A 26,841-nucleotide genomic window follows, 5' to 3' on the forward strand; every position below is an offset into this window, starting at 1 on the left:
AGTTGGAGATCCTGCCCCGCGCGGGAGAAACAAATATTGATTTGGCCAAAATGGGTCTAAACCGCGGCCAAAAAACTGCTTTTACTTACCGTCTTAACTTAGATCATGTTCAAAGCGTCTCATTCCATGACGCGAAACACTTCCCTTCTACTCCATCATCGCAGCCGCGATCTTCTCCGCCGACATCAGCACCGGAAAGTTGGTGTTGGCGCATGGCACCACCGGGAAGATCGAGGCGTCGACGACGCGCAGGCCCTGGATGCCCTTGACCCGGCCCTGATTATCGACCACCGCCATTGGATCGTCGGCGCGGCCCATGCGGCATGAGCAGGAGGCGTGCCACACACCGATGGTTGCCTTGCGCACGAAGGCTTCCAACGCCTCGTCGTCGGTCATCACCTGATCGAAGGTGAAGCCTTCCACCACGAAATTGTCGATCATGTAGTGGCGCAGCGCCGCCGGGCCGTCCATCAAGGCCGCGGCGATCCTGGTCAGGATCTTATTCTTGGTATTGACCACGCCGATCTTGCGAACCTTGTCGGTATAGGCGGCCGGGAACGGCTTGTCCGTGACCTCTTTGACGATGTCGCTCATCTGAATCGCCGCCATCTTGCGGAAACCGCTCATCAGGCGATCGAGATCGCGCCGGTCGGACAGCAGATTGAACTCGACGATCGGCTCCGCTGACGGATCGCGCGAGGCGAGCTTGACCTGTCCGGTCTCCGAATAGGTCTTGTTGACGAAGGTCAGGAGCGAGCCGATCTGTTCGCCGACGGCGTGCCACGCCGACTTTGAGAGCAGGACCACGAACATGTCGCCCTTCGGCACGCCGGCAAGACCCGAGGAGTAGCGCAGGCCAAGCTGCATGTGGCGCCTGGTGTGCTCGTTCATGCGGGCGCCGCGGCGAACGAACGACGACAGCGAGATCGAGGGATGATCCATCAGGCGCTGGCCGACGCCCGGCAGGCCCATTAGCACGGGAATGCCCATGTCTTTGAGGTGGCCGACCGGTCCGATGCCGGCACGCAGCAGATGCGCCGGCGAATGAATGGCGCCGCTGGAGAGGATGATCTCGCGCCCCCGGAACTCCTGCTCGCGTCCGCCGACGACAGCCTTCACGCCGACACATTGCGTGCCTTCGAACAACAGCTCGCGCACCTGCGTGTTGGTGGAGATGGTGAGATTGGTGCGCTTGCGGGTGTCGCGATCGAGATAGCCCATGGCGGCCGAGACGCGCTGCTCGGCCTGGTTGGAATGCGTCACCGGAAAGAAGCCGTCGACGAACTCGCCGTTCTGGTCCGGCAGGAATTGATGGCCGGCCTGCGCGAAGGCCTGCGCGAACGCTTCCGAATGCCGCGTCCAGTGCTCGCGCGGGATGCGGCGGACCGGAATGCGGCCGTCCTTGCCGTGATAGGGCCCGTCGAAATCCAGGTCGCGCTCGACCTTCTTGAAGAAGGGCAGAACGTCGGCCCACGACCAGCCCTCGGCACCACGCGCCTGCCATTCGTCGTAGTCGGTCGGCGCGCCCCGGTTGGCCATCTGGCCGTTGATCGACGAACCGCCGCCGAGCACGCGCGCCTGCTCGTATTTGCGTAATGGCGGACGCGCTTCGTTCGGATTGTTGTGGCTGACGACCTGAGTGGTGACCTTGAGCTCGGTCCAGTGGAAGCGCGGATCGAAATAGGCCGTGCCCGGATAGCTGTCCCTGATCTCGGCCGGCTCGTCGCCTGGCGGCGTGTCCTGGCCGGCTTCGCACAGCAGAACCTTGTTGGCGCTCCTGGCGGAGAGCCGGTGGGCCAGCACGGAGCCCGCCGAGCCGCCGCCCACGATGATGAAGTCGTACACGATTGGCGTTTCCTGTTGTTGTTGGTTAGCAATCCGTCATCCGGCGCGCAACGGCAAAGCCGTTGTCGCTGAGGTGCTCCTGGCGCGAAGCAACGCATCGCGCCAGGAGCCTCCAAGGATGCACGGCCTCGATGCAGCCGGGCCGTCGTCCTTCGAGGGCCGCTGAAGAAGCGGCCACCTCAGGATGACGGTGATGGAGTGTCGCCTCCTGCAAGCGCCTACGGCCTGATCGAAAAATTCTCCGGCGGTCCGGCCTTGCGCAGCGGCTCGGCGAGCCGAGCGAACTCGCACAGCAGCGATCTCGTCTTGCGGGGATCGATGATCTCCTCGACCCAGAACTTTTCGGCCGAGCGGAACGGCGAGCGTAGCTTGTTGAGGCGCTCCTGGATCTCCTTCAGCTTCGCCGCCTTGTCTTCCGCCGCGTCGATGTCGGCGCGGTAGGCCGCTTCGATGCCGCCTTCGAGCGGCAGCGAGCCCCAATAGGCCGACGGCCAGGCGTAGCGGATCGAGAAGCGGTCGGCCGGCTGGTGCACGACGCCCGCGACACCGAATGCGTTGCGCAGGATCACGGTGCACCAGGGCACGGTGGTCTGGTTCACCGCGGCCATGGCGCGGACGCCGTGGCGGATGGTCGCCGCCTTCTCGGCGTCGAGGCCGATCATGAAGCCGGGACAGTCCATGAGATAGACGATCGGCAGATGGAAGGTCTCGGCGAAATCGACCCAGCGCACCACCTTCTGGCAGGCATCCGCGGTCCAGGAGCCGCCATAGTGGAAGCTGTCGCTGGCGAGCACCATCACCGCCCTGCCCTCGAGCCGCGCGAGGCCGACGATGAGGGGCTTGCCGAAATTCTTCGCGACCTCGAAGAACGAACCCTTGTCGACGACGGACTCGATGATGGGGCGCACCTTGTAGACTTGCTTGCGGTTGCGCGGCACCGCGTTCATCAACGCTTCGTCGCTGCGTTCGGGATTGTCGGCGCAGGGCACGGACGGCGGCAGCTCGTAGACCGACGACGGCAGATAGGACAGGAAACGCCGCGCGCAGGCGAACGCCTCCTCCTCGGTGTCGACGGCATGATCGACCGCGCCGGCGCGAGTCTGGATGTCGGCGCCGCCGAGTTCCTCCTTCGAGAGGTCCTGCCCCAGCGCCTTCACCACCGGCGGGCCTGCGACGAACATCGCGGATTTCCGCGTCATGATGGAATAGTGGCTGGCGGCGAGACGGGCGGCGCCAAGGCCGGCAACCGAGCCGAGGCCGAGTGCGACCACCGGCACGCGAGACAGATTCTCCGTCGTGAAGCGATACCAGCGCGTGCCGCCGATGCCGCCCGGCAAATTGGCAGCCCCCTTGGTCTCGATGGTCTTGACCGACCCGCCGCCGCCGGAGCCTTCGATGATGCGGACGATGGGCAGGCGGAAGTCGTGCGCCATCTCCTCGGCCATCAGCGGCTTTGCGGAGATCGACGCATCGGCCGAGCCGCCGCGCACGGTGAAATCATCGCCGACCACGACAACGGTGCGGCCGTCGACGCGGGCGCGGCCGAATACGCAGTTCGCCGGCGTGAGCTTCGTGAGATCGCCGCCGGAATCGTACTCACCGATGCCGGAGACGGCACCCATCTCGTGAAAGCTGCCCTTGTCGATCAGCTTGTCGATACGCTCCCGAACAGTCAGCCGGCCCTGGTCATGCTGTCGCTTGACCTTGTCAACGCCGCCCATCTCCCGCGCGAAGGCTTCGCGCCGGGCGAGCTCGTCGAGTTCCGGCTTCCAGTTCATTCACTCCCTCCGAATTGATCGGCTTGTTATTGTTGTGCACGGCCATGGCGACCGGTTTACGTGAGATGCGGTTGTTGAAGGCATCGCCCTCCGCGCCTTCCATCAGGCTGCCGAGCGAGCGGCCGAGCGCGAGCATCGGCGGGGCGACTTCGTCGTGCAGACGCTGCTCGTCATACATCGCCGAGAGCAGACCGATCGTAATGACCACGAAGGTCTGGTACTGCGGCGACCAGATCGGCACGGCGAGGCCGTTGATGTGCGGGCTCCAGAGGCCGCAGGCGACGACATAGCCGCGCTCGCGCAACATCTGCCTGTGAGCCTCGATGCGGGGCTTCAGGATCTTCGCAGCCTCTGGCGCTTCACGCTCCATCTCGGCGATGAAGGCATCGCCCACTTCCGGCGACAAGGCCGCCGTGTAAGCCGCGCCCGCGGCGGTCGAGGCCATGGAGATGCGGCTGCCGGTGCCCTCGTGCAGACCGAGGGCGGAGGCCGAGCGCGCGAACTGGAGATAGACGAGATGGAAACGGTCGGGCACGACGAAGCCGACCGTGCCAGGAAGCTGCTCGGCGACTTCCTGGAGCCGCTGCCGGATCATGCTGCGCAGCTGTGCGCCCTTCATCATCGACGCGCTCATCGCCACCGCGCTCGGGCCGATTCGATATTTCTGATCGCGCGGCAGATAGACCAGCTGGCCCATGCGGGTCAGGGTGTGCGTGAGCCGCGACACCGTCGAGCGCGGCAGACCGCAGCGGTTTGAAATCTCGAGATTGCCGAGCCTGGCCTCGTGGCCCTCGAAGCATCGCAACACGTCGAACGCGCGCGAGACCACCTGGATCACATCGCCTTCACCGGCATCGCCGGCGAGCGCGCCTTGCCTACTCAACCGCTCCGAACGTCGTCCCATGTTCCCTACCGTATGTTCCGCTGTGCGGAATTAAATTCCGCTTGCAGACGACGCTACCTCAGGCATTTTGCGACGACAACAAAAAGGCGATGGCATGCCAGAAATTAAGATCGTCACTGAAGTCGCGGGTCGCGTGTGCGCAACTCCCGTGCAGGTTGGAGGAACCGTTGCGGATGGCGATGACGTTGTGGTGGTCGAAGCGATGAAGATGGAAATACCGGTGCCCTCGCCCGCAAGCGGCACGATCACCTCGCTTCTCGTCAAGCTTGACGACGTCGTTGCCGAAGGACAAGCGATCGCCATCGTCGCGAATTGACTGCATGCTCTGCCGTTTCCGCGACAATCTGTCTAGCTCATTGCTGTACGCAAGGTACGACGTTGCCATCGCTCGATCGCGGTGACATGATCTGTTGCAAACAAAACGTTGTTTCAAACAAAGAAAGAAAATCTTCGCGGCAAAGCGAGGATCATTGGAGGGAAACATGCTTCGCGGTCTGCTCGTGCTCGCGCCTGCCTTGGTGGCAGGCATTTCTATTGCGTCTACACGCTACTCGTTCGCCGAGGACATCAAGCTGCCGGCGACATTGACGTTCACGGCCTATGACACCGGCACGGCCGGATTCAACATCGCCGTCGGCGTCGGCAAGATGATGAAGGACAAGTACGGCACCGACGTGCGCGTGCTCCCCGCAGGCAACGACGTCGCCCGCCTGGCGCCGCTGCGCGCCAAGCGCGCGGCCTCCTCGGCGATGGGGTCAGGCAGCTATTTCGCACAGGAAGGCGTGTTCGAGTTCGGCTCCAAGGAATGGGGGCCACAACCGCTGCAGACCCTGCTCTCGACCGTCGACTGCAATTGCGCCTCGCTCGGGGTCGCCGCCGACACCGGCGTGAAGGAACTGAAGGATCTCAAGGGCAAGCGTGTCGGCTTCGTGGTCGGCTCGCCGGCGCTGAACCAGAACTCGCTCGCGGTGCTCGCCTTCGCCGGGCTGACGCAAAAGGACGTCAAGGCCGTCGAGTTCGCCAGCTACGGCGCGATGTGGAAGGGCCTTATCAACAACGACGTCGATGCCGCCTTCGGCACCACCATCACCGGCCCTGCCAAGGAGGCCGAGACGTCGCCGCGTGGCCTGATCTGGCCGCCCCTGCCCGCCAACGACAAGGAGGGCTGGGCGCGCATGCAGAAGGTCGGCTCGTTCTTCTTCCCGCAACTTGCGACCTGCGGCGCCGGCATCTCTCCGCAAAAGCCGGTCGAACTCGGCAACTATCCCTATCCGATCTTCGTCGCCTACGCCTCGCAGCCGGCCGATCAGGTCTATGCCATCACAAAGGCGATGATCGTCAATTACGACGCCTACAAGGATTCGGCGCCCGGCGCCGGCGGTCTCGCCGCCGACCGCCAGACCAAGAACTGGGCGGTGCCGGTCCATCCCGGCGCGGTGAAGGCGCTGAAGGAAGCCGGCCAGTGGAGCGATGCGCAGGAGACGCACAACAACCAGCTGATCAAGCGGCAGGAAGTGCTGGCGGCCGCGTGGACCGATTACGGCAAGTCCAATCCGCCGTCGGACGACAAGGCCTTCCTCGAAGGCTGGATGAAGGCGCGCGCGGCGGCGCTTGCCAAGGCCAGCATGCCGAACGGGTTCGAGGAATAGTCTTGTTGAGGACATTGATCGTCGCAACGAGGGAGCTGCGCCCCCTCTCCCGCTTGCGGGAGAGGGTTGGGGAGAGGGTGTCTCCACGGTGGGACTCCCCCAGAGGAGAGAACCCTCACCCGCCGCTTCGCGGCGACCTCTCCCGCAAGCGGGAGAGGTTTCGTCGCCCGCGGCGCGAGCGATTCAAACAACTGTCGTTCGCCCGATCTGCACAATAGCCCACGCGCGGGATCAATGATGTCCTCTTCCACCTCCACCGCCCCGCAGGACGAGCCCAAGCGCGTCGTGTTCGACGATCCCCATGGCGCAGCCGGCAACATGCAGGAAGCCGAAGTCACGCGCGTCCGCACCTTGCGCGGTCTCTGGCGCTGGATGCTCGTCGCAGCGACCGCCGCGACGATCCTACTCTGCATCAACCAGCAATTCTCGCTGCGCTTCTTCATCGGCTATACCCAGCTCAACACGGAGTATTTCTACCTCCTGATCGCCTTGATGCTGCCCTTCACCTTCCTGATCTTTCCGGGCACCGAGCGCGCCCCGCTCGATCGCATTCCCTGGTACGATCTCGTCCTGTTCGTCGCGACATTCGCCGCGGCCATCATGCTGATGTCGAACGTGCGCAAGGCCGCGGAGGCCGGCTGGGAATTCGGCGGCGCGCCGACCGCCGTGATCGCCGCGGGCCTCGTGATGTGGGCCATGCTGATGGAGGCGCTGCGACGCACCGGCGGCTGGAGCCTGCTGCTGAGCGTCTTTCCCTTCACGGTCTACCCGCTGTTCGCTGAAGCCGGCTGGCTCGGACCGTTCCGCGGCACGCAATCGACACTGGAGCAAGCGACCGCCTATCACGTGCTGTCAGGCGAAAGCCTGCTAGGCATCCCCATTCAGGCCTTTGCCGACACCGTGATCGGCTTCCTTGTGTTCGGCACCGCGCTGATGATGACGGGAGCCGGAAAATTCTTCATCAACCTCTCCTTCGCGCTGTGCGGCACCTTCCGCGGCGGTGCCGCCAAGGTCTGTATTTTCGCCAGCGGCCTGCTCGGCATGATGTCGGGCTCGATCATCTCCAACGTGCTCACCGCCGGCACCATGACCATCCCGGTGATGAAGAAGAGCGGCTTCCGCGCCTCCTATGCGGCAGCTATAGAGGCCTGCGCCTCGACCGGCGCGGTGCTGGCGCCGCCGGTGATGGGCGCGACTGCGTTCGTGATTGCACAGTTCCTCAACGTCAGCTACGCCGACGTCGCGCTCGCCGCAATCATTCCCGCCGTGCTGTATTATGCCGGCCTCTTCATGCAGGTCGACGCCTATGCCGCGCGTCACGGGCTGAAAGGCATTCCGCGCGCCGACCTGCCGCGTATCATGGATACGATCAAGGACGGCTGGTACTACGTCTTCGTCATCGCGCTTCTGATCGTGATGCTGCTCTACTTCAAGCGCGAGAGCCACGCGCCGTTCTACGCCACCGCGCTCCTCTTGGTGCTCAACCAGCTCTTCTCAAGGGACACGCGCTGGACGCTTGCCACCATCGGCAAGTTCCTGGAGGTGAACGGGCGCACGTTCGTCGAGCTGGTCGGCATCCTCGCCGGCTGCGGCCTCCTCATCGGCGCGTTCTCGATGACGGGCGTGGTGTCGAGCCTCGCCAACGACCTCCTGCACATCGCCGGCGACAACGCCTTCCTGCTGCTCGGCATGTGCGCCCTCACCAGCCTCATTCTCGGCCTCGGGCTGACGACGACGGCCTGCTACATCTTCCTTGCCATCCTGGTTGCGCCGGCGCTGGAGAAGCTCGGTCTCAACCGCATGGCCGTGCACATGTTCATCTTCTACTGGGGCATGCTGTCGTCGATCACCCCGCCGGTCGCGATCGCCTCCTTTGCCGCCGCAGGCATTGCCGGGTCGCCGGCGATGAAGACCGGGTGGGAATCGATGTGGGTCGGCAGCATCATCTACTTCCTGCCGTTCTTCTTCGTGCTCAATCCGGCGCTGGTGCTGCAAGGACCGAATCCCTATTTGGCAGCTCTCGGCCTGATGGGGCTTGCTGCGTTCGGCACGCTGTTCATCTGCGGCGGCATCCAGGGCTACCAGCCCTTCGTCGGCAACCTCCGTGGCGCCGGCGCGCTGGAATGGCCGATCCGCGTGCTGCTGGTGATCGGCGGCTTCGTGGTGGCCACACCCGGCGGCGGCATCATGCCGCTGTCGCAGATGCAGGTGACCTTGCTGGGCCTTGCGATCCTGCTGCCGACGATCCTGATCGCGCTTCTCCTGCTCCGGCGCCAGCCAGTCATGCCGGACGGGTTGCGCGTGCCCTGATTGCGTTGCACAAGAGAGGCGATGAAACCGCTCTCGCCTCTCGCAACCGCCTGGACCCGGTCGAAGCCGCCTTTGCTGCGGTTTCTGGACAATTGCCTGAGCGAATTTTCCGCCGAGACCTCAGGCCGCGTCGCCGACTACATTCCGGAGCTGGGCAAGGCCGACCCTGCCTATTTCGGCATCAGCCTCGCCACGCTGGACGGGCATGTCTATGAAGTGGGCGACAGCCGGGTGCCCTTCACCATCCAATCGATGTCAAAACCCTTCGTGTTCGCGCTGGCGCTGGACCTGCTCGGTGCCGGCAAGGTCGAGAGCGCGATCGGCGTCGAGCCCTCGGGCGATCCCTTCAACTCGATCCGGCTCAATTCCGAGAACCATCCGTTCAACCCGATGGTCAATGCCGGCGCGATCGCCTGCACCGGACTGATCTACGACAGCAAGGGCGCGGACGCTTTCGAGCAGATCCGCAGTGCGCTCAGCCGCTTTGCCGGACGCGATCTCGTGCTCGACGAGGCGGTCTATGCGTCAGAAAGCCAGACCGGCGACCGCAACCGCGCCATCGGCTATCTGCTCAAGACCAACGCGGTCATCTCGGACAACGTCGCCGGCGTGCTCGACGTCTATTTCCGCCAATGCGCCGTGCTGGTCACCGCGCGGGACATCGCGGTCATGGCGGCAACGCTCGCCAATCGCGGCGTCAATCCGGTAACGGGCGAACAGGTGCTGACACCTTACGCGATCTCGCGCACGCTCTCGGTGATGACCTCGTCGGGCATGTACGATTATGCCGGCGAGTGGATCTACCGGATCGGCATTCCCGCCAAGAGCGGCGTCGGCGGCGGCATTTTGGCCGCCCTGCCCGCGCGTCTCGGCCTCGGCAGCTATTCGCCAAAGCTCGACAAGCACGGCAACAGTGTGCGCGGCATCAAGGTCTGCGAGGCCCTGTCCTCGCATTACGACCTGCATATGCTCAACCGCAGCGACGACGCGCGCAACGCCGTCATCGCCGACTACGATATCGGCAAGAGCCCGTCGCGCCGCGTGCGCCGCCCGCAGGAGCGCGAGATCCTGGCGGCACACGAACAGGAGGTGCGGATCATCGAGCTGGTCGGCACGCTGTCCCTGTCTGCGGTCGACTACGTCTCGCGCCGGCTTGCCAGCCGGCCGTGGCCGCAATTCGTGATCTTCGATTTGCACCGCGTAACCTCGACGACGCGCGCCGGCGCGCGGCTGGTCGCCGAGGCGTTCGAGGAGCTAGCGGCACTGAACGTGACCGTCGTGCTGTCGGGCGTCCGGCGCGCCTCCAAGGAATGGAACACCTTGCGCGAATGGACCGCCGAGCTGAAGAACGTGCGCGATTTCTATCTGCTGGATACAGCGATCGAATGGGCCGAAGACCAGATCGTCTATCGCTACGGCGGCTCGATCGATTTTCACGAGACCACCGAGCTTGCCGAACAGCCCCTGCTGACGGGGCTGAGCGAGGAAGAGCTGACCGATCTCGCCTCGCTCTGCACCATCAGGACCTATCAGTCCGGCGCGAAGATTCTCACGACCGGCGATCCTGCCGATGCCCTGTTTTTCCTGCGCAGCGGCGCGGTGCACGTCACCTTGCCAGACGGCATACGGCTTGCGACCCTCACCGCCGGCATGGCGTTCGGCGAGATGGCGCTGCTGGAGACAACGCGTTCTGCCGACGTGTTCGCCGACATGGCGGCCACCGCGTTCGAGGTCCCGCTGAAGGATTTCGAACGCTTCCGCAAGCAGCATCCGCGCGCCAGCGAATGCATCATGCGCAACCTGGCTCAGTTGCTCGCGGACCGCCTGATCGTTGCCAATGCCAAGGTGGATATCCTGACGTCGACATAATGAACGAAGTCGTCATGCCCGGGCTTGTCCCGGGCATTCACGTTCTTCGTACCGCTTGGCAAGACGTGGATGGCCGGGACAAGCCCGGCCATGACGCCGGAGTTCCCAACTCACGCTTACACTACCGGCTCGCGGCTTCGCTGATACGTCGCTTGATCTTGGCGGCGCTGGCGTCGAGCAGCGCGGATGGCTGCTGGCCGGTGGCGGCGCACAGGCAGGCCCAGTAGTAGACGACATCGCCGAGCTCTTCGATGAGACCCGCCTTGTCGAGCCAATCGTCGCGCAAGAGCTTCTTGATGTGCTCGGCGACCTCGCCGGCTTCACCGGCAAGGCCTAGGCCCAGGTAGGACAGCCGCTCGTTGGACGGATGTTGATCGACTTTCGCAATGCTCGCGGCCCAGGCCGCATATTCATCGATCGTCATGGGCATCCTCGCGGCAAGTTTTGAATCAGCCCACCACTTCCGTGACAGGCTGGAGATCGATCTCGAACGTCTCCAGGAATTTCGACGTCATGATGTAGAAGCCGACCGAGAGCTGCAACTCGACCAATGCGCCCGGCGTCAGTTTTGATGCGATCGCCTTGAAGGTCGCGTCGGTCGGCTTCTTCAGCTTCACGACCTCGTCGGTAAAAGCGAGCGCTGCGCGCTGCACCTCATTGAAGCAGGACGCTGCCTGCCAGTTCTCGAGGGCCTCGTTCTGCTCGTCGGTGACGCCGACATTGCTGCCGATGCGCTTGTGCGCGACGATCTCGTACGGCGCCTCGCACAAGATTCCGGTGCGTGTGATCGCAAGCTCGCGCACGATCGGGTCAAGCTCGCCCTTGTGCCTGATAGCGCCGCCGAGGCGGCAATACTGCTCGAGATAGCTCGGCGAATGCGCCATCATGCGGAAGATGTTGGCGTTGCGGTTCTTGTCGAGGATTTCGCGGGTGCGGTCGGAGGCCTTGGAGGTGTCGCTGTAATCGATGCGGGCCATGATTTTCCTGAAGGTTTCCCTGAGTTTTTGATGCTTTTTGTCGTTGCCGGCGACAGGCTCTCGAAACTCTATTCCCGCGCCGACGCAGGAGCAACATCATCGAGTCAAATTGCCGCCGCATTGCTGATCGACCCTGAGACAATCGATATTCGCCGCGTGGGGACAGATCGCGGTGAGTACTCGAGAAATGGGGTGTTCCGAGTAAAAACAATTGGCCGGCTTTGCGCTTCACCGCGCATCGACGAGTCACGCCCAAGTCTAGGGAGAAAGCGGCATGAAGGAAGCCACCAAGGGGGCCGCCTCGGGAGCGCTCGCGCATATGCTGGCGGTGACGGCGATGCTCGTCATCGCCAGCATCTTGTTCTACGGGCGCTGAGTTCGCGTTTTAGCGTTTTCGTCATTCCGGGGGGGCCCTCCCGGGACCGCGCATAGCGCGGCCCCGGCGGGCCAAGCCCAGAATACCCGTTCCAGGCTCGGTCGCATGACCGCCCCCGAATGACGGATCCCCGCTATCGGCCCTTCATGAAGTACGGCACCAACTTTCCGGCGAACGGCTTGAAGCTCGCGATGACCGAATCGCCGATGGCCAGATCATCGTCGCCATGGGCCATCATGCGAAAACCCTCGGCACAATCGACCAGAAGGATGTTGTAGGGCACGTGCGCCCGCGTCTCGGGCGTTGCAGCGCGGCAGACCAATGAGGTCGCATACACCCTGCCCTTGCCGCTGGCGCGTTGCTCGCGCGGATCAGATGCGCCGCAGGCCGCGCAGAAGGCGCGGTGGAAATACTGCAAATGACCGCACGCGTCACAGGCCTGAAACGTGATCGCCTCTTCGCCCTTGGTCCAGTCCGCAAGACGCTCGCTCATCGCACCCGCTCCAGGAACATGCTGACGTGGGACGACAGCACGCCGCCGTCGCCATGCAGGAGAGCGATCGAGGCATCACGGACCTGGCGGGCACCCGCCCGCCCCGTCATCTGCAGATGCGCCTCGACCAGATGCGCCATGGCGCCGCCGACCCCGCAATGGCCGTAGCTGAGCAGACCGCCGTGGGTGTTGAGCGGCATGGCGCCGTCGCGGCCGAAATGGCCTGATCGGACGCGCGCGGCCGCCTCGCCCCGGCCTGCAAGGCCAAGGTCTTCCAGCAGCATCGCGAGCGTGATCGTAAAGCTGTCATAGATGGCGGCATAGCGCACGTCGGAGATCGCAAGGCCCGTGGCCTCCCTGGCACGTGCGATGGAGATCTCGGCGCCGAGTTCGCCGAGGCCTGGCGCGGCCGTGACATGCTGGTGGGTGTGCGCCTGGGCGCAGCCGCGGATGCGCACGCTCGCTTCCCCGGTCCGTTCGCTGCTGATGACGAACGCCGCGCCGCCGTCGGAGACCGGGCAGCAATCGAGCAGCTTGAGCGGCATTGCGACCGGCTTCGAGGCCATGACGTCGGCGACCGTGATGGGATCGTTGAATTGCGCGCCGGGATGGGTGCAGGCGTGGGCGCGCATCAGCACGGCGAACTCGGCAAGGTCCTCTTCGGTCACGCCGTATTCGTGCATGTAGCGGTTGGCGACGAGGCCGTAATAGGCGGGGATCGTCGGGCCGAGCGGCACCTCGTAATCGGGATGGCCGACCTGCGCCAGCGCCTGGATCGAGGCATCGCGGCTCTGCCCGGTGAGCCGGTTCTCGCCGGCGACGACGAGCACGTTGCGACAGACGCCTGCTTCGACGAGGTGATGCGCTAGCATCGTCATCGCGAGGCCCGTAGCACCGCCGACCTGCACGGCGTGGGCGTAAGCAGGGCGAATGCCGAAATGCTCGGCGAAGACGGTGGCGAGCATGATGTGCGGCGAGACGGTGGAGTAGCCGCAGAGAATGCCGTCGATCTCGCTCCGCTTGAGGCCGGCATCATTCAGCGCGAGTTGCGCGGCCTTGCTCATCAGGTCGAGCGAGGACGAGCCCTCGTGCTTGCCGAACGGCGTGAGGCCGACGCCGGTGATTAAGCTCATCTCTGCTCCTCGTCATTCCGGGGCGGCCCGAAGGGCCGAGCCCGGAATCCATCGAGCGGCATGTGCGGAGGATAAAAGGATTCCGGGCTCGCGACTTCGTCGCGCCCCGGAATGACGGATGAGAGAATTGTGGTCATTTCACTCCCCCTACTCCGGCGCCGCGCGCGTGACGCCGTCGCGGACCATGGCGGCGATCTCGTCCTGGGAATAGCCGATCTCACGAAGAATCTCCGCACCGTGCTCGTTGAGCCGCGGCGCGAGCCGCACCGGCTCGGCCTCGGTCTCCGACCAGGTTGCCGTCACCTTCATGCTGCGGATCGGGCCTTCGGTCGGATGGGTCACGACCGGGAAGAACCCGGTCGCTTCCAGGTGCTCGTCATGCAGGATCGAGGCGAGGTCGTGCATCGGCATCACCGGGACGTCCGCCTTGGTCAGCAGCTCGATCCATTCGGCCGTGCTGCGCGTCTCGAAGATGCGCGCGAGCTCGGCGTAGACCATATCGATGTTGGCGGCGCGGCCGGCGAAGGTCGCGAATTTGGGATCGGCGCGGAGGTCATCGCGCGAGGTCGCCTTGAAGAAGTTCTCCCATTGCTTGTCGTTGTAAACGATGACGCTGAGATAGCCGTCCGCGGTCTTGTAGGGCCTGCGGTCGCGCGAGAGATGGCGGGCATAGCCGCCCTTGTCGAGCGGCGGCTCGAAGGTGAGCCCACCCATGTGATCGCCCATGACGAATCCCGCCATGGTCTCGAACATCGGGATGTCGACGCGTTGGCCGCGGCCGGTGCGGTCCCGGTGCACCAGGCTGGCGCAGATCGCGCCCACGGCGGTGAGGCCGACGATGCGGTCGACCAGCGCGTTCGGCACGTAACGCGGCACGCCGTCGCCGGTCTGAGCCATCAACGCCGGCAACGCGGTGGCGCCCTGGATCAGGTCGTCGTAGGCGGGCTTTGCGGCGTAGGGCCCGTCCTGGCCGAAGCCGAACACGCCGGCATAGACCAGACGCGGGTTGATGGCGGAGACGACGTCATAGCCGAGCTGAAGCCGCGCCATGGCCTGCGGGCGGACGTTGTAGACGAGCACGTCGGCGTCCTTGAGCAGCCTCAGCACGGCCTCACGGCCGGCGGGCTTCTTCAGATCGAGGCAGATCGAGCGCTTGCTACGGTTGGTGTTGAGGAACACCGGACCCATGCCGGCGTGGCGCATGGGGCCGATCAGGCGGGTGACGTCGCCGTCGAGCGACTCCACCTTGATGATGTCGGCGCCGTAATCGCCGAGCATCTGGGTCGCATAGGGGCCCATCAGCACGGTGGTCATGTCGATGACCTTGATGCCCTTCAGCGGCCCCATCCTTCGCTCCCGATTGCGCGGGGCCAACTGCCCTCGCGATTTCGGTCCAGCTAACGGCAGCGCCGCCGCGCGCGCAAGGGCGGGCGGCGTATGGCGGCATGCATCGTCGGCCGCTATTTCTTCTGGCGGGATTCCCGGATCTTCCGGAGCCGCTCGAGCTCATCGTTCTGCTGATTGAGGCGGTCCGCGATGCGCGACTCGCTCTGCTCGCCCGAGGCGGCCGCGGCCTGCTCGATGAGCTGGCGGATATTGTCCTCGAGGATCGCGATGCGATCGTTCAGCGCGTCCATCGACAGCGAATCTTCGTAGTCAGTGCTCATGATGCATTCCCTGCAAACCAAATCAGGAGCATTAAGGCGGGCCGAAGCCGACCCACCATGATCTAGCGCAAGGGTCGTAGGGTGGATTAGCCGCAGGCGTAATCCACCGAAGCCGTCCCCGCGGAGACAAAGGAGGTGGGTTACGCCTTTCGGCTAACCCACCCTACGCAACCCTACTTCAGTGGCTCCAGTACCGAGACGTAATTGGCGACGGCAGCGCCGCCCATGTTGAAGATTCCGCCGAGCTTGGCGTTCTTGAGCTGCATGCCCTCGGGCGCCTGTCCCGCGAGCTGCATCGCGGTCATCACGTGCATGGAGACGCCGGTGGCGCCGATCGGGTGACCCTTGGCCTTGAGGCCGCCCGACGGGTTGACCGGCAGCTTGCCGTCCTTGAGCGTCCAGCCCTCCTTGATGGCGCGGGCACCCTGCCCCTTCGGCGTCAGGCCCATCGCTTCGTATTCGATCAGCTCGGCGACCGTGAAGCAGTCATGGGTCTCGACGAATGAGAGATCGGACAGCGTGATGCCGGCCTTCTTCAGCGCGCGCTGCCAGGCAACGGTGCAGCCCTCGAATTGCAGGATATCGCGCTTGCTCATCGGCAGGAAATCCTGGGCGTGCGCGGTGGCGCGGAAGCCGATCGACTTGCTCATGGTCTTGGCGGTCTCGGCATCGGCCAGCACCAGCGCAGCGGCGCCGTCGGACACAAGCGAGCAATCCGTCCGCTTCAAGGGGCCGGCGACGTAGGGGTTCTTCTCGCTCTCGGCGCGGCAGAAGTCGAAGCCGAAATCCTTGCGCATCTGGGCGAAGGGATTGGCGACGCCGTTCTTGTGGTTCTTGGCCGCGATCAGCGCCAACGCATCGGACTGGTCGCCGTACTTCTGGAAGTAGGAGCTGGCGATCTTGCCGAACACGCCGGCGAAGCCGCCGACCGTGTCGCCGTCCTCGGGCAGATAGGAGGCCTTGAGCAGGTTCTTGCCGATCTCCGGACCCGGCGTCCGCGTCATCTGCTCGACACCGACGACCAGCACGACCTTGGCCGCTCCTGCGGCAATCGCGCGCAGGCCCTGGTGAACGGCGGCAGAGCCGGTGGCGCAGGCGTTCTCGACGCGGGTCGCGGGCTTGAAGCGCAGGTTTGGGTCGGCCTGGAGCACCAGCGACGCCGTGAAATCCTGCGGCGAGAAGCCGGCATTGAAATGTCCGAGCACGATCTCGTCGACATCGCCGGCCGAAATGCCGGCATCCGCCAGCGCCTCATTTGCCACGCGGGTCACGAGGCTTTCGACGGTTTCGGTGTCGAACTTGCCGAACGGCGTATGCGCCCATCCGACGATGCTGGCGGTCATGGTCATTTCTCCCTGGAAGCTCTTCCTGAGCTAAGTCTTAGCCCAGGGACGGCAAGACTTCACGCGGCTTTCAGCGCCTTGACGGTCCGCTCGCAGATGGCAGTTATGCCGGCCCAGTTCCCGGCCCGGATCTCGGCCGTTGGGCACAGCCAGGACCCGCCGACCGCAACCACGTTGGGCTCGGCCAGCCAGGTCGCAGCATTGGCCTCGCCGACCCCGCCGGTCGGGCAGAACCGTACGCTCGGAAACGGCCCGGCCAGGGCGCGCAGGCCCTTGATGCCGCCGGCCGGCTCGGCCGGGAAGTATTTCGCGACGTCGAAGCCGTGGGACAGCGCCATCATCAGCTCGGAGGCGGTGGCGATGCCCGGCGCGAAGGGCAAGGAGCTGTCGGTTGCGACCTTGAGGAGATCAGGGATCAGGCCCGGGCTGATGGCGAAGGCGACGCCGAGCTTCTCCACACGGGTGAAGTCGGCCGGATTGAGGATCGTACCGATGCCGACGATGGCCTCGGGCACTTCGGCCATGATCGCCCGCGCCGCCTCGATCGCAACTGATGTCCGCAGGGTCACCTCCAGCGTACGGACGCCGCCGGCCACCAGCGCATGGGCGAGCGGCACGGCATCCTGGATGCGCTCGATGGTGAGCACGGGGATCACGATCGCGGCCTTGAACAGCGCGACGAGGTGGTTCTGTTGGGCAGCCGTGGTCATAGGTCTCGATTTCGCTTGGTCGCGTTGACTGGTCGCGTTCACTTGGTGGCCTGGCGGGAGGCCGCCGGCCGGTGCCGCTTCTTCGGCGGCATGGCATAGCCCGGAATGATGGCGCCGGGATAGCAAATCACGAGGCTGGCGAGGCGATGTCCAGCCTGGGCGGCCTCGACCGGCTCGGCGCCGGCGAGGCGCGCCGCGATATAGGCCGCGGCAAAGCTGTCGCCGGCGGCAGTGGTATCGACCATTGGCTCGGCACGGACCTCGCTCGTACCGCCGGGGAAGCGCAACAGGCTCACCGGCTCGGTGAGGCGGAACACCAGCTCCGGGCTCGCAATGCGCGCCATCAGCTGCTCGTTGCTCTCGCCGGGATGGAGCGCCAGCAGGTCCTCGGCCGAGGTCAGCACGATGTCGGCGGCGGTGAATGCCGTGGCAAACACCTCGCGGGCGACGTCGCGATCGGGCCAGCCGCGGGCGCGAAAATTGGTGTCGAACACAAAGCGGGTGCCCAGCAGCCGCGCGCGCCTGATCGCTGCGAACAGGCGGTCGCGCCCGGGCGCATCATAGATCGAGAGCGTGATGGCGGAGAGATAGACGACATCGTAGCTCATCAGCGAATTGAGCAGCTCGTCGGTCTCCGGCAGACTCATCAGCTGGCGTGCCGCCGAGTTGTCGCGCCAGTGGAAGAACTGGCGCTCACCCTTTGCATCGGTCTGGATCATGTAGAGGCCGGGCAGCTTGCCCGGCAGCCGCAGGACGCGCCGCGTGCCGACGCCTTCCGCAATCCAGGCCGCGATCATCTCGTCGCTCAGCGCATCGTCGCCGAGCACGGTGAAATAGTCGACCTTGACCTCGAGCCGCGCCAAATAGATGGCGGTGTTGAGGGTGTCACCGCCGAAACTGCGCGAGTACAGGCCGCCGCCCTGCCCCTGCCCGGCAGACGCACCGCCCTGGGCCTGCCGGAGCTCGACCATGCACTCGCCGATGCAAGCAACGCTCACCATCACCAGGGCCCGCTCAGTCAGAGGTCAGGCGACGAAATTGCCGCCGAGCTCGTCTTCGATGTGAATGCGGATGATGTCGTCGAAGGTCGTCTCGGCAGTTGTAAAGCCGAGCTCGCGCGACCGCCTTGCATCGAAATTGCGCGGCCAGCCGCCGACGATGCCGACAATGAAGGGATCGGGCTCGCGCTTGATTCGCGCGGCGACCTTTTCACCCGCAACCCGCTTCAGCGCGGCGATCTGCTCGCCGACCGTCGCTGAGAGTCCCGGCATGGTCAGGTTGCGGCGCGGCCCGACCGCGGCAAGATCCATCGTGCCGGCGTGGAGCAGGAAGCCGACCGCCGAGCGCGGCGTGGCGTGCCAGTGGCGGACGTCCTCGGACACCGGCAGGATCGCTTCCTTGCCGGCGAGCGGCTCGCGCAGAATGTTGGAGAAAAAGCCCGAGGCCGCCTTGTTGGGCAGGCCCGGCCGGATGCAGATGGTCGGCAGGCGGATCCCGATGCCGTCGAGGAAGCCCCGGCGGGAATAGTCGGCGAGCAGCAATTCGCCGATCGCCTTCTGGGTGCCGTAGCTGAGCAGCGGGGTGTGGAAGAACTCGTCGCCGATCGCATCCGGGAACGGCGCACCGAACACCGCGATCGAGGACGTGAAGACGACGCGCGGCTTGTAGCCGCCGCCCGCGAGCCTGATCGCATCCAGCAGCATCCGCGTGCCGTCGAGATTGATGCGGTAGCCCTTGTCGAAATCGAGCTCGGCTTCGCCTGAGACGATCGCGGCCAGATGGAAGATTACGTCGGGGCGTCCGGCGATCAGTTTCTCGGCCGCGCCGGCGACCGCGAAATCACCCGAGACGGTCTCGACGGGGAAGCCGGCCTGCTCGGGCTTCTTCGGCTCGACCACGTCATGCATGGTCAGCTTGGTAATGTCGCTCTTGCCGAGCCGGCCGTCGCGCAGCAGCCGTTCACAGAGTTTGCGGCCGACCATGCCGGCGGCGCCCAGAACCAGAATGTGCAAGAGCTCAACTCCTTGTCATTGGCCGGAGCGCGCCGGCCCTCACGCGCCTCCGGCAAGCCTCGCGATCATTCCTTCACGGCGCCGGTCATCGCAGACACATAATGCTCCACGAAGAAGGCGTAAAGGATCACGAGCGGCAGCGAGCCGGCCAGGGCTCCTGCCATCAGCGAACCCCAGCGGTAGATATCACCATCGACGAACTCGTTCACGATCGCGACGGGCACCGTCTTGTTGCTGGTCGACTGCAGGAAGGTCAGGGCGTAGATGAACTCGTTCCAGCACAGCGTAAAACAGAAGATGAAGGCCGAGATGAGGCCCGGGATGGCCAGCGGCACCACGATCTTGGTCAGGATCTGCCAGCGGCTCGCGCCGTCGATCAGCGCGCATTCCTCGAGCTCGAACGGGATGGTCTTGAAATAGCCCATCAACAGCCAGGTCGAGAACGGGATCAGGATGGTCGGATAGGTCAGGATCAGCGCCAGCGGCGAGTCGAACAGGCCGTACTGATACACGACGGTGGCGAGCGGAATGAACAGGATCGACGGCGGCACCAGATAGGCGAGGAAGATCAGCCCGCCGACGAGATTGGCGCCCTTGTAGCGCAAGCGCACGATGGCATAGGCCGCGAACACCGATGCGACGATCGACAGGATGGTGGCGCAGATCGCCACATACATCGTGTTCCAGAGCCAATACGGATAGTAGCTCTCGAACAGCAGCTTGTGGAAGTGCTTGAAGGTCGGATTCCAGGTCCAGAACGGATTGAACTTGTCGAGATCGAGCAACTGCTCGTCGGGCTTCACCGACGTCAGCGCCATCCAGTAGAACGGGAACAGGAGGACGACGACGATGATCGTGAGCGGCAGATAGAGCGTCACGAGGCGGCGGGGCACCGACTGCAAATAGCTCATGCCCTCGCTGTTATCGACGCGCGCCGGCGTCGATATGACGGCCTTGAGGTCCATCTTCGAGGCAGGAAGATCAGTCATTGCTTTCTCCCTGTTGCCATTTGCGACGCTGCAGGCCGAACCAGGACACCATGATCGCGGCGAGCAGGAACGGAATCATGGCGCTGGAGATCGCGGCCCCCTCGCCCAGCTGCCCGGCGATGATCGCGCGCTGGTAGGACAAGGTCGCCATCAAATGGGTGGCGTTGACCGGGCCGCCGCGCGTCATCGCCCAGATCAGCTGGAAGTCGGTGAAGGTGAAGAGCACCGAGAAGGTCATCACGACGGCGATGATCGGCGTCAGCAGCGGATAGGTGATGTAGCGGAAATTCTGCCAGCGCGTTGCGCCGTCGAGCGTCGCTGCTTCATAGAGCGAGGGCGAGACGGTCTGCAGGCCCGCGAGCAGCGTGATCGCCACGAAGGGCACGCCGCGCCAGATATTGGCGAAGATCACGGAAATGCGCGCCCAGGTCGTATCGCCGAGGAAGTTGATGTTCTGGTTGATCAGGCCGAGCTGCTTGAGCGACCAGGAGATGATCGAAAATTGCGAGTCGAAGATCCACCAGAATGCCAGCGCGGAGAGCACGGTCGGAACGATGAAGGGGATGAGCACCATCGCACGCAGCATCGCCTTGAAGGGCATGTGCTCGTTGAGCAGCAGCGCCAGATAGAGCCCGATCGCGAATTTGAGGGCGCTGGCGACGAAGGTGTAGAGCAGCGTGTTGAACACCGACAGCCAGAAGATGGAATCGTCCCATAGCCACTCGTAGTTCTCGGTGCCGACGAACTGCCCGACCCTGCCGATGCGGGCATCCGTAAAGGACAGCCAGATGCCGAGCCCGAGCGGATAGGCCAGGAAGAAGATCAGGAACGCCATGGCCGGCACCATGAACCAGAAGCCGAGCCAGTTACGGTTGTGTTTGAGCTGGGTCCAGGCGTTTGCCTCGCTCATCTGAGGCTTGGCCCGGGGAATTGCGACATCAGCCATGCCCGATATCCCTGATCGAAATGTTGACGAGCGGGCGGCCGGACGGCCGCCCGCTCCGTGACCGTCAGCGATAGATGCGCTTCAGCTGGCGCTCGGCGTCTGCCATCGCGCCCTTTGTATCCTTGGCGCCGGTGCAGTAGTTGGCGAACATGTCGACGACGATGAAGTCGGCGATCGCGGTCGCCGCCTTCTCACCGACCGTGCCGATACCGGCGGCCGGCAGCGTGCGCTTGGAAGCTTGTGCGAACACGGCGTTCTTGGGATCGGCCGTCCAGATCGGCGCGGACTCATAGGCGTTCAGGGTCTGCGTCAGATAGCCTTGCGCGCCGCCCAGCCACTTCTCGTAGTTCTCCTTCTCCAGCATGAAGGCAACGAAGGCCTTTGCCGCATTCGGATATTTGGTGAAGTTGAAGGCGAGGATCGGCAGCGCCAGCTGCAGCTCGGTCGGCTTGCCGACCGGGCCGACGGGCCAGAGCGCGTGGTAGGTGTCCTCCGCGAGCTCCTTCTTGCTGGCATCGGTCTTTGCGGCGACGTAGATCGAGATGCCGTTCGCCGTGCAATAGAGCTCGCCGGCGAGGAAGGCCTTGTTGTTGGACGAATCGTTCCAGGACGCCGTGCCCGGGATGAAGCTGTCGTACAGCGCCTTGCAGTATTCGAGCGCTTTCGCCGTCTCCGGCGAATTGATGATGATCTTGTCGTTCTGGTCGACCGTGTAGGCGCCGTGGCCCCACAGCACCCAGTGCAGCCACGAATTGCCGTCGCCCGAGGCATGACCGAGCGCGAAGCCGGCCGGCGTGTTGTTGGCCTTGAGTGCCTTGCACATTTCGAGGAAGCCGGGGAAGTCCTTGGGGAAGTCCTTGAAGCCCGCCTTTTCCAGCGCCGACTTGCGGTAGGTCATGTAGCCGCCGTTGGTGGCGACGGGAATGCCGAGCCAGTCGTTGCCGAGCTTGCAGGTCTTCGCGGCCGCGTCGGTCCAGCCGCCGTATTTGTTGCCGAGATAATCGGCGACATCGTTCATCTTCAGCACTTTGGTCGGGAACAGCTGCGGCAGCGTGTGCAGGCCCCAGGCGAGATCGAGGCCGGAGCCGGTGTTGGCCGCAACCGAGGCCTTCGGCTGCACGTCCTCGAAGGACTCGCTGAACGTGTTCATCTCGGTGCCGGTCGCGGCCTTGAAAGCCGCCACCATCGCGTTGAATGCATCGTCCTCCGCCGGCACGAAGCGCTTCCAGCGCATCACGGTCAGCTTGGCGCCGGGCTCGGCCTTCCACGGCGCGCTCTGCGCCCAAGCCTTGGCGAAATCAAACAGTGCCGGCCCCGTCAGCATGCCAGTCGCAGCTAAAGCCGTGCCGCCTTGGAGCAGAGATCGGCGAGTAAAATCTTGCATGTTGTCCTCCCTGTGATGCTTTTTTGTTGTCTTATGCTTGTTGTCTTATGCCTTGTCGTCTGGCGCTAGGCATTCATGCGTTTGCCCGTCGCATCGTCGAACAGATGGACCAGCGACGGCTCGGGCTTCAGCCGCACCTTGTCGCCGGGATTGAACTGGTGGCGCTCGCGGAAGACCGCAACGACCTGCTCGCCGCCGAGCTTGGCGAACACCTGCGTCTCCGAGCCGGTCGGCTCGACCACGATGATCTCGGCCTCGGCGCCGTCATCTGCGATGGTGAAGTGCTCGGGCCGCACCCCATACACCACGGGGCGGCCGTCGGAATTGGCCGGCGCGGTCTTGAGCGGCAGCTTGACGCCGTTCGGCCCCTCGAAGGTGGCGACGCCGTTGACGCGCACATGCCCCTTGAGGAAATTCATCGCGGGCGAGCCGATGAACCCGGCAACGAACTGGTTGTCCGGCTTGTCGTAGAGCTCGAGCGGAGTGCCCATCTGCTCGACGATGCCGTCATGCATGACGACGATCTTGTCGGCCATGGTCATGGCCTCGATCTGGTCGTGGGTGACATAGACGGTGGTCGTCTTCAACCGCTGATGCAGCTCCTTGATCTCGGTGCGCATTGCGACGCGCAGCTTGGCATCGAGGTTCGACAAGGGCTCGTCGAACAGGAACACCTGCGGATCGCGCACGATGGCGCGCCCCATCGCGACGCGCTGGCGCTGGCCGCCCGAGAGCTGGCGCGGGTAGCGGTCGAGCAACGGCGACAGCGCCAGGATCTCGGCAGCGCGCTTGACGCGCTTGTTGATCTCGTCGGCACCGGCGTTCCGCAGCTTGAGCGAGAAGCCCATGTTGTCGGCGACCGTCATGTGCGGATAGAGCGCGTAGTTCTGGAAGACCATCGCAATGTCCCGCTCCTTGGGCTGGACATTGTTGACGACGCGGTCGCCAATCGAGATCGTTCCGGAAGTGATGTTCTCGAGGCCCGCGAGCATGCGCAGAAGCGTCGACTTGCCACAACCGGAGGGGCCGACCAGGACAACGAACTGACCGTCTTCGATTGGAATCGTCACGCCGTGCAGGACTTCAAAATTGCCGAACGATTTCCGCACGTCGCGGATTTGCACAGACGACATCTAGCTCCCTCCTCGAAAGTCCACGACGCTCTTTGGCGCCGCGACCGTCTTGTTTTTCGGACTTGACCGAACCAGGCCCGATCTTAGCGGGCGACATTGTCGGTAGTTTGTGCGGTTTTGGCAATTTGTCTTTGGTTAGTCGTTGCTGGTAGCGCTGTCAACGTTCCTTTGTTTGCGGGACTGACTGTGTTAAGAGCAGCAAATGGGACGAAAACGCACAAAGTCAGGCAAAATCCGGCTGGCCGAAGTGGCCGAGCTTGCCGGCGTCAGCCCGATCACGGCGTCCCGCTTCTTCCGAAATCCCGAGGCTTTGTCCGTCGCTAAGCGGACCCGAGTCGAGAGCGCCGCCAAGGAGCTTGGCTATGTGCCGAACCTCGCGGCTCGCGCACTGGCCTCGCACCGCACCGAAGTCATCGGTGTATTGATCCCCTCTCTCACCAATAACGTGTTCTCGGACGTGCTGCGCGGCATCTATGACGCGTCGGAAAGCAGCCGTTACTCCATCCAGTTGTCCAACACGCGCTACAGCATTCTCCAGGAGGAGAAATTGCTGCGCCTGTTTCTGGCGCAGAAGCCGGCCGGGCTGATCGTCACCGGCATCGACCAGACCGCGGAGTCCCGCGCGATGCTTCAAGCCGCGGACTGCCCGATCGTGCAGATCATGGAGATCGGCCCGGATCCGGTCGACATGATGATCGGCTTTTCCCACTATGATGCAGCCCGGGCCGCGGTTGGGCACCTGTTCGAGCAAGGTCACCGCAAGGTCGGATTCGTCGGCGCACGCATGGATCCCAGGGTGCAGCGGCGGCTGGACGGATATGTCTCCGCCATGAAGGACGCAGCCCTGTTCGATCAGCGTCTCGTCGTCACGACGGCGACCCCGACGTCAGTAACGCTCGGGGGTGCGCTATTCACCGATCTGCTGGCGCGCGAGCCCGACATCGACGCGGTGTTCTGCGCCAACGACGACCTTGCGCTCGGCGTGCTGTTCGAGTGCCGCCGCCGGGAGATCGCAGTCCCTGGGCAGATCGCGATCGTCGGCTTCAACGACCTCGAATTCATGGCCTCCGCCGTCCCCACTCTCACCAGCGTGCGCACCAACCGCTACGAGATGGGGAAGACGGCCGCCACCATGCTGATCGATGCGATCGAAGGGCGACGTCCGGAGCAGCCGGTGCTCGATCTCGGCTTCAGGGTGATCGAGCGGCAAAGCTCCTCGGCGCGGCGGCCGGACAGCAGGCCAGCCATATCGAGCCTAGGCGCAGCGAACAAAATGATAGCGTTACCAAGTAGCCACGACTAGTATCTGAAACGTGAGGAAACGACCCGCCAACGGGACGGCAGACCATCGCTCGCGCCGTTGGGCATCGCGCATGCCGAGACGAATGCCGATGCGTTTGCATTGCAGGAGAAACCAATGACAAAGAATCCAACCAATGGGCATGCCGCCGGCAGCAACGGTACCCGCCGCCATCTCCGCTCGCAGGAATGGTTCAACAACCCGCATAATCCGGGAATGACCGCGCTCTATATGGAGCGCTATTTGAACTACGGCCTCACCCGCGCCGAGCTGCAATCGGGCAAGCCGATCATCGGTATCGCCCAGACCGGCAACGACCTCTCCCCCTGCAACCGTCACCATCTCGAGCTCGCGCACCGCGTCCGCGAAGGCATCCGCGAGGCCGGCGGCATCGCGATGGAATTCCCGACCCACCCGATCCAGGAGACCGGCAAGCGCCCGACCGCGGCGCTCGACCGCAACCTCGCCTATCTTGGGCTTGTCGAAATCCTCTACGGCTATCCGCTCGACGGCGTGGTGCTGACGACCGGTTGCGACAAGACCACGCCGGCCTGCATGATGGCGGCGGCCACCGTGAACCTGCCGGCCATCGTGCTGTCGGGCGGCCCGATGCTCAACGGCTGGCACAATGGCGAGCGCACCGGCTCCGGCACCATCGTCTGGAAATCGCGCGAGCGGCTCGCCGCCGGCGAGATCGGCTATGAGGAGTTCATGGAGATCGTGGCCTCCTCGGCGCCCTCGGTCGGCCATTGCAACACCATGGGCACCGCCTCGACCATGAACGGACTTGCCGAAGCGCTCGGCTTCTCGCTGCCGGGCTGCGCGGCGATCCCCGCACCCTATCGCGAGCGTGGCCAGATCGCCTACGAGACCGGAAAACGCATCGTCGAGATGGTCTGGGAGGATCTGAAGCCCTCGGACATCCTGACCCGCAAGGCGTTCGAGAACTGCATCGTGATCAACTCGGCGATCGGCGGCTCGACCAATGCGCCGATCCACATCAACGCCCTCGCCCGGCACATCGGCGTCGAGCTCTCGATCGAGGACTGGCAGAAGGTCGGCCACGACGTGCCGCTGCTGGTCAACATGCAGCCCGCCGGCTTCTATCTCGGCGAGGAATTCCACCGCGCCGGCGGCGTGCCCGCCGTGGTGCGCGAATTGATGAAGCACAAGCGCATCCACGAGGATGCGGTCACGGTCAACGGCCGCGGCATCGGCGAGAACTGCAAGAACGCGCCGGAGCCCGACAACGACGTGATCCGGGCTTATGACAAGCCACTGGTGAAGGACGCCGGCTTCCTGGTGCTGAAGGGCAACCTGTTCGATTCCGCGATCATGAAGACCTCGGTGATCTCCAAGGAATTCCGCGACCGCTACCTCAGCAACCCCAAGGACCTCAACGCCTTCGAAGGCCGCGCCATCGTGTTCGAAGGGCCGGAGGACTATCACGAGCGGATCGACGACCCCTCGCTCGACATCGACGAGCGCTGCGTGCTGTTCATCCGCGGCACCGGTCCGATCGGCTATCCCGGCGGCGCCGAGGTCGTGAACATGCAGCCGCCGGCCGCCTTGATCAAACGCGGTATCCTGTCCCTGCCCTGCATCGGCGACGGCCGCCAGTCCGGCACCTCGGGCTCGCCCTCGATCCTGAACGCCTCGCCGGAAGCTGCCGCCAATGGCGGTCTTGCGATCCTGAAGACCGGCGACAAGGTCCGCATCGACCTCAACAAGGGCAGCGCCAACATCCTGATCCCGGACGAGGAGCTGAAGAAGCGCCACGCCGAGCTCAAGGCCAGCGGCGGCTTCAAGCATCCGCCGAACCAGACGCCCTGGCAGGAGATCTACCGCAACACCGTCGGCCAGCAATCGACCGGCGCCTGCATGGAGCTCGCCACGAGGTATCAGAACGTCGCCGGCACGTTCGGCGTGGCACGGGACAATCACTAACAACTTCCGTCATTCCGGGGCGCGACGCAGTCGCGAGCCCGGAATCCATAACCACGATCGGGAGTATGGATTCCGG

General features: G+C 64.3%; 23 protein-coding genes. 6 read left to right on the forward strand and 17 right to left on the reverse strand.

The window, feature by feature from the left end; translation table 11 throughout:
• Positions 1-147 precede the first annotated feature (147 nt).
• The 3 genes from AC3WLX_RS04555 to AC3WLX_RS04565 form a co-directional block, all read right to left on the reverse strand.
• The gene (locus AC3WLX_RS04555) at positions 148-1,845 is read right to left on the reverse strand and encodes a GMC family oxidoreductase (protein ID WP_492334854.1); all 1,698 of its coding nucleotides are present in this window, start codon (positions 1,843-1,845) and stop codon (positions 148-150) included.
• 218 nt (positions 1,846-2,063) lie between these two features.
• Entirely contained in the window at positions 2,064-3,623 is a 1,560-nt protein-coding gene (locus AC3WLX_RS04560; protein WP_492334855.1) for an acyl-CoA carboxylase subunit beta, read from the reverse strand.
• Positions 3,553-4,527, reverse strand: coding sequence for an IclR family transcriptional regulator (locus AC3WLX_RS04565; RefSeq protein WP_492334856.1), 975 nt, complete (start codon positions 4,525-4,527; stop codon positions 3,553-3,555). Before AC3WLX_RS04565 ends, AC3WLX_RS04560 begins: the two co-directional genes overlap by 71 nt.
• Before the next feature lie 94 nt (positions 4,528-4,621).
• Between AC3WLX_RS04565 and AC3WLX_RS04570 the strand changes: the two genes are divergently transcribed.
• From AC3WLX_RS04570 to glsA, 4 genes are all read left to right on the forward strand, one after another.
• Positions 4,622-4,843, forward strand: coding sequence for a biotin/lipoyl-containing protein (locus AC3WLX_RS04570; RefSeq protein ID WP_492334857.1), 222 nt, complete (start codon positions 4,622-4,624; stop codon positions 4,841-4,843).
• 166 nt (positions 4,844-5,009) lie between these two features.
• Entirely contained in the window at positions 5,010-6,176 is a 1,167-nt protein-coding gene (locus AC3WLX_RS04575; protein WP_492334858.1) for a TAXI family TRAP transporter solute-binding subunit, read from the forward strand.
• Between the two features lie 234 nt (positions 6,177-6,410).
• Positions 6,411-8,486 carry a TRAP transporter permease gene (locus AC3WLX_RS04580; RefSeq protein WP_492334859.1) on the forward strand — a complete coding sequence of 692 codons (2,076 nt, stop codon included), beginning with the start codon at positions 6,411-6,413 and terminating at the stop codon, positions 8,484-8,486.
• Between the two features lie 21 nt (positions 8,487-8,507).
• Complete coding sequence (glsA, locus tag AC3WLX_RS04585) at positions 8,508-10,355, forward strand: glutaminase A (protein WP_492334860.1); 1,848 nt, start codon at positions 8,508-8,510, stop codon at positions 10,353-10,355.
• A gap of 121 nt (positions 10,356-10,476) precedes the next feature.
• On the opposite strand, the gene AC3WLX_RS04590 is transcribed toward glsA, so the two are convergent.
• From AC3WLX_RS04590 to AC3WLX_RS04655, 14 genes are all read right to left on the reverse strand, one after another.
• Complete coding sequence (locus AC3WLX_RS04590; RefSeq protein WP_291622438.1) at positions 10,477-10,779, reverse strand: nucleoside triphosphate pyrophosphohydrolase family protein; 303 nt, start codon at positions 10,777-10,779, stop codon at positions 10,477-10,479.
• Positions 10,780-10,804: 25 nt separating this feature from the next.
• Entirely contained in the window at positions 10,805-11,332 is a 528-nt protein-coding gene (locus AC3WLX_RS04595) for a carboxymuconolactone decarboxylase family protein (protein ID WP_492334861.1), read from the reverse strand.
• A gap of 509 nt (positions 11,333-11,841) precedes the next feature.
• Positions 11,842-12,201, reverse strand: a complete 360-nt coding sequence (locus AC3WLX_RS04600) for a Zn-ribbon domain-containing OB-fold protein (protein WP_492334862.1) — start codon at positions 12,199-12,201, stop codon at positions 11,842-11,844.
• Positions 12,198-13,334, reverse strand: a complete 1,137-nt coding sequence (locus AC3WLX_RS04605) for a thiolase family protein (protein WP_492334863.1) — start codon at positions 13,332-13,334, stop codon at positions 12,198-12,200. Before AC3WLX_RS04605 ends, AC3WLX_RS04600 begins: the two co-directional genes overlap by 4 nt.
• A 147-nt stretch (positions 13,335-13,481) precedes the next feature.
• Positions 13,482-14,681 carry a CaiB/BaiF CoA transferase family protein gene (locus AC3WLX_RS04610; protein ID WP_492334864.1) on the reverse strand — a complete coding sequence of 400 codons (1,200 nt, stop codon included), beginning with the start codon at positions 14,679-14,681 and terminating at the stop codon, positions 13,482-13,484.
• 113 nt (positions 14,682-14,794) lie between these two features.
• Positions 14,795-15,001, reverse strand: coding sequence for a hypothetical protein (locus AC3WLX_RS04615; protein WP_291622445.1), 207 nt, complete (start codon positions 14,999-15,001; stop codon positions 14,795-14,797).
• 173 nt (positions 15,002-15,174) lie between these two features.
• Positions 15,175-16,344, reverse strand: coding sequence for an acetyl-CoA acetyltransferase (locus tag AC3WLX_RS04620; RefSeq protein ID WP_492334865.1), 1,170 nt, complete (start codon positions 16,342-16,344; stop codon positions 15,175-15,177).
• A 59-nt stretch (positions 16,345-16,403) separates the two neighbouring features.
• The gene (eda, locus tag AC3WLX_RS04625; RefSeq protein WP_492334866.1) at positions 16,404-17,054 is read right to left on the reverse strand and encodes a bifunctional 4-hydroxy-2-oxoglutarate aldolase/2-dehydro-3-deoxy-phosphogluconate aldolase; all 651 of its coding nucleotides are present in this window, start codon (positions 17,052-17,054) and stop codon (positions 16,404-16,406) included.
• 38 nt (positions 17,055-17,092) lie between these two features.
• The gene (locus AC3WLX_RS04630; protein ID WP_492334867.1) at positions 17,093-18,055 is read right to left on the reverse strand and encodes a sugar kinase; all 963 of its coding nucleotides are present in this window, start codon (positions 18,053-18,055) and stop codon (positions 17,093-17,095) included.
• Between the two features lie 24 nt (positions 18,056-18,079).
• Complete coding sequence (denD, locus tag AC3WLX_RS04635) at positions 18,080-19,066, reverse strand: D-erythronate dehydrogenase (RefSeq protein ID WP_492334868.1); 987 nt, start codon at positions 19,064-19,066, stop codon at positions 18,080-18,082.
• 65 nt (positions 19,067-19,131) lie between these two features.
• Positions 19,132-20,055, reverse strand: a complete 924-nt coding sequence (locus AC3WLX_RS04640) for a carbohydrate ABC transporter permease (protein WP_492334869.1) — start codon at positions 20,053-20,055, stop codon at positions 19,132-19,134.
• Entirely contained in the window at positions 20,048-20,965 is a 918-nt protein-coding gene (locus AC3WLX_RS04645) for a carbohydrate ABC transporter permease (protein ID WP_492335916.1), read from the reverse strand. Before AC3WLX_RS04645 ends, AC3WLX_RS04640 begins: the two co-directional genes overlap by 8 nt.
• Before the next feature lie 100 nt (positions 20,966-21,065).
• On the reverse strand, positions 21,066-22,385 hold the full coding sequence (locus AC3WLX_RS04650; RefSeq protein ID WP_492334870.1) for an ABC transporter substrate-binding protein: 1,320 nt from the start codon (positions 22,383-22,385) through the stop codon (positions 21,066-21,068).
• Positions 22,386-22,450: 65 nt separating this feature from the next.
• Entirely contained in the window at positions 22,451-23,518 is a 1,068-nt protein-coding gene (locus tag AC3WLX_RS04655) for an ABC transporter ATP-binding protein (RefSeq protein ID WP_291622459.1), read from the reverse strand.
• Positions 23,519-23,720: 202 nt separating this feature from the next.
• Between AC3WLX_RS04655 and gntR the strand changes: the two genes are divergently transcribed.
• Entirely contained in the window at positions 23,721-24,821 is a 1,101-nt protein-coding gene (gntR, locus tag AC3WLX_RS04660; RefSeq protein ID WP_492334871.1) for an HTH-type transcriptional regulator GntR, read from the forward strand.
• A 114-nt stretch (positions 24,822-24,935) separates the two neighbouring features.
• Positions 24,936-26,765, forward strand: coding sequence for an IlvD/Edd family dehydratase (locus AC3WLX_RS04665; RefSeq protein ID WP_492334872.1), 1,830 nt, complete (start codon positions 24,936-24,938; stop codon positions 26,763-26,765).
• Positions 26,766-26,841: the final 76 nt, after the last annotated feature.

Source organism: Bradyrhizobium sp. FW305-F6 (genome assembly GCF_058782905.1).

Bases quoted from the DNA above. Each gene is read 5' to 3' on its own strand.
- AC3WLX_RS04560 (WP_492334855.1), bottom strand. From the start codon at position 3,623: ATGAACTGGAAGCCGGAACTCGACGAGCTCGCCCGGCGCGAAGCCTTC.
- AC3WLX_RS04565 (WP_492334856.1), bottom strand. From the start codon at position 4,527: ATGGGACGACGTTCGGAGCGGTTGAGTAGGCAAGGCGCGCTCGCCGGC.
- AC3WLX_RS04570 (WP_492334857.1), top strand. From the start codon at position 4,622: ATGCCAGAAATTAAGATCGTCACTGAAGTCGCGGGTCGCGTGTGCGCA.
- AC3WLX_RS04575 (WP_492334858.1), top strand. From the start codon at position 5,010: ATGCTTCGCGGTCTGCTCGTGCTCGCGCCTGCCTTGGTGGCAGGCATT.
- AC3WLX_RS04580 (WP_492334859.1), top strand. From the start codon at position 6,411: ATGATGTCCTCTTCCACCTCCACCGCCCCGCAGGACGAGCCCAAGCGC.
- glsA (WP_492334860.1), top strand. From the start codon at position 8,508: ATGAAACCGCTCTCGCCTCTCGCAACCGCCTGGACCCGGTCGAAGCCG.
- AC3WLX_RS04590 (WP_291622438.1), bottom strand. From the start codon at position 10,779: ATGACGATCGATGAATATGCGGCCTGGGCCGCGAGCATTGCGAAAGTC.
- AC3WLX_RS04595 (WP_492334861.1), bottom strand. From the start codon at position 11,332: ATGGCCCGCATCGATTACAGCGACACCTCCAAGGCCTCCGACCGCACC.
- AC3WLX_RS04600 (WP_492334862.1), bottom strand. From the start codon at position 12,201: ATGAGCGAGCGTCTTGCGGACTGGACCAAGGGCGAAGAGGCGATCACG.
- AC3WLX_RS04605 (WP_492334863.1), bottom strand. From the start codon at position 13,334: ATGAGCTTAATCACCGGCGTCGGCCTCACGCCGTTCGGCAAGCACGAG.
- AC3WLX_RS04610 (WP_492334864.1), bottom strand. From the start codon at position 14,681: ATGGGGCCGCTGAAGGGCATCAAGGTCATCGACATGACCACCGTGCTG.
- AC3WLX_RS04615 (WP_291622445.1), bottom strand. From the start codon at position 15,001: ATGAGCACTGACTACGAAGATTCGCTGTCGATGGACGCGCTGAACGAT.
- AC3WLX_RS04620 (WP_492334865.1), bottom strand. From the start codon at position 16,344: ATGACCGCCAGCATCGTCGGATGGGCGCATACGCCGTTCGGCAAGTTC.
- eda (WP_492334866.1), bottom strand. From the start codon at position 17,054: ATGACCACGGCTGCCCAACAGAACCACCTCGTCGCGCTGTTCAAGGCC.
- AC3WLX_RS04630 (WP_492334867.1), bottom strand. From the start codon at position 18,055: ATGGTGAGCGTTGCTTGCATCGGCGAGTGCATGGTCGAGCTCCGGCAG.
- AC3WLX_RS04640 (WP_492334869.1), bottom strand. From the start codon at position 20,055: ATGACTGATCTTCCTGCCTCGAAGATGGACCTCAAGGCCGTCATATCG.
- AC3WLX_RS04645 (WP_492335916.1), bottom strand. From the start codon at position 20,965: ATGAGCGAGGCAAACGCCTGGACCCAGCTCAAACACAACCGTAACTGG.
- AC3WLX_RS04650 (WP_492334870.1), bottom strand. From the start codon at position 22,385: ATGCAAGATTTTACTCGCCGATCTCTGCTCCAAGGCGGCACGGCTTTA.
- AC3WLX_RS04655 (WP_291622459.1), bottom strand. From the start codon at position 23,518: ATGTCGTCTGTGCAAATCCGCGACGTGCGGAAATCGTTCGGCAATTTT.
- gntR (WP_492334871.1), top strand. From the start codon at position 23,721: ATGGGACGAAAACGCACAAAGTCAGGCAAAATCCGGCTGGCCGAAGTG.
- AC3WLX_RS04665 (WP_492334872.1), top strand. From the start codon at position 24,936: ATGACAAAGAATCCAACCAATGGGCATGCCGCCGGCAGCAACGGTACC.